Raw genomic sequence first — 5,161 nt, forward strand, 5'->3', positions numbered from 1 at the left:
CGCCCGCCCGCCCGCCACGCCGCCCGAGAAGGACGAGCCCAGGCTGAAGCCGGTTGGTGTCCCTGTCCCCTGCAACTGCGCGGTGGTCAAGCCCGTGGCGCCGCCTCCGTCACTGGTCTGTCCCGTTGTCTGGATGTCGTAGTAACCGTCGGCAAGCGTGCCGCCGAAGTTCCCCCCCACCAAGCCGCCGTTGCTCCCACTAACCGCGCCGGTGGCGTAGGCCTGGGCGATGGCGCCGGTATTTGCCCCCACGAGGCCACCAACGTCGCCTCCGCCGCTGACCGCGCCAGTGGCGTAAGCCTGGGTGATAGTGCCGGCGTTTTCCCCCGCTAGGCCGCCTACGTTGCCCTGCCCACTGACCGCGCCAGTGGCGTAGGCCTGAGTTATTGCACCGCCGTTCAACCCCACAAGGCCGCCGACCTGATTGGTCCCGCTCACCGCGCCAGTGGCATAGGTCTGAACGATCGTGCCGTAATTGCCCCCCGCGAGGGCGCCAACATCGTATTTTCCGATGACCGTCCCATTCAGCAGGCCCAAGTCACGCACGGCGCCGAACAAGGTCCCGATCAGCCCGACGCTATCCGCGCCAGAAGCGCTTACGGTCAGGCCGGTGAGCGTGTGGCCCAGGCCTTCCAGAATGCCGGAAAAGGTTGTGCCCCCAACCGAAGCGATAGGCGCTTGGGTGTAGGTTGTTCCTGCCAGGACAAGGGATGAGGCCAGTGCGTAATCGCCAGCCAAGCCTGCACCGTATTGCACCGCACCCGTGCCGTTGTTAGCCGCGTCGATCCCGTTCAGCTCCGCCAGAGTATAGACCAGCGTGTACGCCGTTCCGTTCACCGTGAGACTCTGGCCCGTCACAGGCGCCGTCGCCGCCGAGCCGTCGGCGTTGGCGAAGGTTGGGGCCGAGCCCTGCGCGAAGCTGAGATTGGTGGGCGAAGAGGCGTCGTAGGCCAGGGTCACGGGGGCCGAGCCGTCCACGCTGATGGGCGCATCCACCGCCAGCGCGCCGCCAGACAGCAGCGACAGGGCGCCGCCCGAGCCGAGGGTGATGGGCGCGCCGACCGTCAGCGGATCGCCGGATCCGGTGGCGACCGAGAAGCCGCCGCTGGTGCTCACCGCCTGGTCGATCGTGAAGCTGGAGCCCAGGGCGTCGTAGCCGATACCCGTGGTCCCGTTCACCACGGCCGCCGCCCCGCCGTCCGCCCCGGCCGCAGCGATCGCCGTGGCGAGGGTGGGCGAGGTGGAGAGCAGGGTCTGGGCCGTCTGGATCGTCAGGGTGGAGGGATAGAGGTTCAGCCCCGCCTGAGCGCCCGCCCCGGTGCTGAGCGCCAAGGTGGCGCTGTCGGTGGCGCCGGTGGCGGTGACCGCGGGGGTCGAGGCCAGCACGGCCTCGCCGCTGGCCAGGGTCCCGGCCGGGACCGCCACGTAGTAGTAGCCGTTCGCCCCGGTGCTCGCCTGGCCGATCTGCGCCCCGCCCCCGTCCAGCGACACCGTCACCGCGCCGGCGCTGGTGGACGCCAGCGGCGCGGTCCCGGCGGCGTCGCTATAGGCCACCCCTGACACCGCCTGCACCCCGTTGGGGAAGAAGTTCGCCAGGTAGGGATAGAGCCCCCCGATCCCGCCCGCGAAGGCGGAGCCCAGGCCCGAGGCCGAGCCCGACTGGAACTGCGCCGTGGTCAGGCCCGTCGGCGTCCCGCCGCCAGGCTGCTGGAAACCCACGCCGCTGCTCTGCCCGGTGGTCTGGGTGTCGAAATAGCTGGTGGTGATCGTGCCATCGTTCTCCCCGACGAGGCCGCCGCTCGAGCCGCCGACCGCGCCGGTGGCGTAGCTTTGGGTGATCGAACCGCCGTTTTCCCCGACCAGGCCACCTATTTCACCCTCTGATCCAACTACCGGACCGCTGGCGTAAGATGCAACAATCGTGGCTCCATTCTGCCCTACCAGGCCACCCGCTGTGTTGGTCCCACTAACCGCTACGTTTGCATAAGATTGGGCAATCGTGCCGGTATTGTCTGCGACCAGTCCGCCATCAAAGTTCTCCGTCCCGCCAACAACGCCGGTGACGTACGACTGACTGATCGTGCCTTCGTTAAAACCGGCAAGGCCGCCGACCACTTGGCTGCCGCTGATGTCGACGCCGAGCAGACCAAGGTCCCGCACCGTTGCGCTACGGGTCAGATTGCCGACCAGGCCGACTTCGTAGCCGCCGCTGTCATTGATGGTCAGCCCGGTGATCGTGTGGCCCAATCCCTCCAGCGTGCCGGAGAACGTGTCGATCACCGAACTCGTATAGGTCGTCGCTGGGGTGAGGCTGACCGCCAGGGCGTCGTCGCCGCTGGTGTTGTTCAGCGCGGCGAGCTCCGCCATGGAGTAGACCAGGGCGTAGCCCGTCCCGTTGATGCTCAGCGCCTGACCCGAGTCCTCCGTCCCCGTGAAGCTCACCGCCGCACCCTGCGCGAACGAGAGCAGCGGCTGGGTGGACGATCCCACTGCGACCATGCCCGTGTTCAGCGCCAGCTGGCCCGCCCCGCCGATGGTGATGGGCGCGTTCACAGCGATGGCGTTGGCGGCGGTGAGCGTCAGCGACGCGCCGCTCGACCAGGCGACGGGCGCCGCCACGGTGATGTTCCCGGCGTCGGAGCCTGCGCCGCCCGCAGCGCCGGTGGAGATCACCACGCTGTTATCGGCAAGCGCGTTGTCGAGCGTGGTGGTGTTGACGTTGGTGGTCTGGGTCGGCGCGGAGCCAGGCGACCCGGCCGTGTCGGGCGCCGTGGAGATGGTCACGTCGTAAGGGTCGAGCAGCCAGGTCCCGCCATGGCTGTCGATGTCCACCTTGGGCGCGAGGGCCACCACGCCGGCGGAGGTCTCGATGGCGCCAGGCGTCCCGCGTGGCCCTTGCGCTTCGAGCGTCCCGTCCACCTGGGCCGTCCCGCCCTCGGCGGTCAGCCAGATCTTGCCGCCGCCGCTCTTCACGCCGGTGGCGCGGATCACGCCCGAGGTGTCGCCGGCGAGCGCATAGACGTTGCCGCCCTCCGCCCGCAGCTCCGCCGCCGCCGCCTGGATCACCCCTACGTTGGTGGCGCTGGTCCCCGCGCCGCCCAGCAGCACCGAGAACCGCCCCTCGTCCAGGGAGGCGTCGCGCAGCATCACCACGCTGTGACCTGCGATCAGCCCCGCCGAGCCGTTCGCCGCGCTGATCGCCCCGTCGTTCTCCACCACCGCCCCGATCAGCGCCACGTCGCCGCCGAGCGCCCCCACTTTGCCGAGGTTGATCACGCTGGCGGCCGAGGGCCCGCTGAAGCCCAGCGCGCCTCCGGACAGGAAGTCGGCGTCGGAGACGTCCAGGGTGGAGGCCACGAAGGTCCCGCCGACGTTCACCACCCCGGTCTTGCCGATGATCACGCCGTTGGGATTGATGACGTAGACCGAGCCCGTGGCGCCCAGCAGGCCGTCGATGGCGGAGACCGAGCCGCCGGTGACCCGGTTCAGCGTGGCGCCCTTGCCGTTGTCGAACTGGACCTTGCCGCCTTGCCCGATGGAGAAGCCGCTCCAGTTGATGATCGCCTTGTTCGAGGACTGGGTGATGGTCAGGCCCCCAGCTCCAGCCGCCCCGATGGCCGCGGTCCCGGACACCACCTTTCCCCCTGTCGGCAGGACAGGCGCCGCCCGGGCCAGGGCCGGCGCGGACAGGCCGAGAAGAGACGTCGCCAGCAGCATGCGCTTCAGGCGGGCGGAAGCCGGGGTGGGCGTCATCTGGGCGATCCTGGCGCATGCCCCCCGCGGGCGCGTCGCTCGCCGGGGTACTATAGCCCCTCTAACAGAGGCACGATTTCGACGTAAGACCGCGGCCGTCTCAGCACCCTACACATTCGTCTCAGGTGTTTGTGGCCCGGCCTCAATCTTGCGGCTTCAGCGTACGCTTGTTCCAGCCTTTGCCAAGTTGTTCTCGGGCCTCGTGCCGACCGTCCTTCGAGTTGCGCAATGTGTAGGGGCTTATCCCGAACTTGGCGGAGAAGGCCTTTACAAAGCCGGCTTTGGACTTGAACCCCAAGTCCTTGTGAATACTTCCGATCAAGGGCGGCGTGTCCGAGACCAAAAGCAGAGACGCGCGCTCCAGGCGACGATCACGGATCAGGCCCCGAACACCTCCGTATGGTTGCAGCGCGCGATAGAGCGTCGCCCGTGAGACGTTCAGTTGCGCGGCCAGCCAGGCCGGCGACAAATCGTCCTCCTGCAAGTGGTTGTCGACCAAGGTTTCGACGGCCGTCTTCAACGGTATGGCCGGCAGGTCCACGACGGACAGCTCCATCAGAACCCCGCCCAGCAGCGCCAAGACCGCCTCCAGCAAAGCGTTGGCATGCGACGCCCGCAACCGCATGACGCCTGTGCCCAGCTCATGCGCCAGGGCGCTGATCGCCGACGCCAGGGGATGGCTCGCCGGCACGAGGCAGCCGTTCAAGCGGCGGCGTTGGGCCTCCGGCGGCAGGGCGGCGCGGGCGACGATCAGGCAGGTCACGGTCTGGTCCCGCTCGATCAGCTTCGAGGCCTCCGCCAGGTCCACGACCAGCACCTCGCCGGCCGTCGCTGCGGGGTTGAGGCTCGGCTCAATCCTCACGAAGCCTCGCTCCACGAAGAGGATGTACAGCTGGTCCGCCCCACTCGCCTCCACCCGCGCCTGATCCCGGGTGAGCACGAACTCGCCGCAGGCCTCCGAGCGCGTGATGACGCCGTTCTGCAGCACCATGGCGCGGGTGAGAAGGTCGAAGCCCGGCCGCTCAGCGACCTCGGCGTCCAGGTGAAAGGCGAACGAAAGCGAACTCGCCACCCGCTCGACAAACGCAGCGGCGCTCTCATCAGCGCCTCGGGCGTGCACGACCCGCAGGACCGGATCCTCTTCCGCTGCTAGGGTCGTGACCTTAGTCATCTCGTCAGCACTCGTTCAATCCGGGCTCTGTCCCAAGCAGCTTGCTGGCACGCAAGGCTCCGCAACTCGGACAGCAGACGCCAGCCTTCCTAAATAGACTCAGCCCATTTCGCTGAAGCACGTCGAGATCGGCTGAATGGCCGCTTAGCCCATCTAATTATTAGACTCGGACTGGGTGACCACGGCGCTGACAGGCCGTGGCGGTTTGGCGGAGGGCTCAGGGGTGATCGACGACGC

At 68.3% G+C, this 5,161-nt stretch carries 2 protein-coding genes; both read right to left on the reverse strand.

The window, feature by feature from the left end; translation table 11 throughout:
* A partial coding sequence (locus HUV06_RS14470) for an S-layer family protein (protein ID WP_174301956.1) occupies window positions 1-3,753 on the reverse strand: 3,753 nt, incomplete at its 3' end.
* 142 nt (window positions 3,754-3,895) lie between these two features.
* On the reverse strand, window positions 3,896-4,924 hold the full coding sequence (locus tag HUV06_RS14475) for a helix-turn-helix domain-containing protein (RefSeq protein ID WP_174301957.1): 1,029 nt from the start codon (window positions 4,922-4,924) through the stop codon (window positions 3,896-3,898).
* Window positions 4,925-5,161 lie beyond the last annotated feature (237 nt).

Origin of the sequence: Caulobacter sp. S45, assembly GCF_903642205.1 — a bacterium.
Taxonomy (GTDB): Bacteria; Pseudomonadota; Alphaproteobacteria; order Caulobacterales; family Caulobacteraceae; genus CAHJWH01.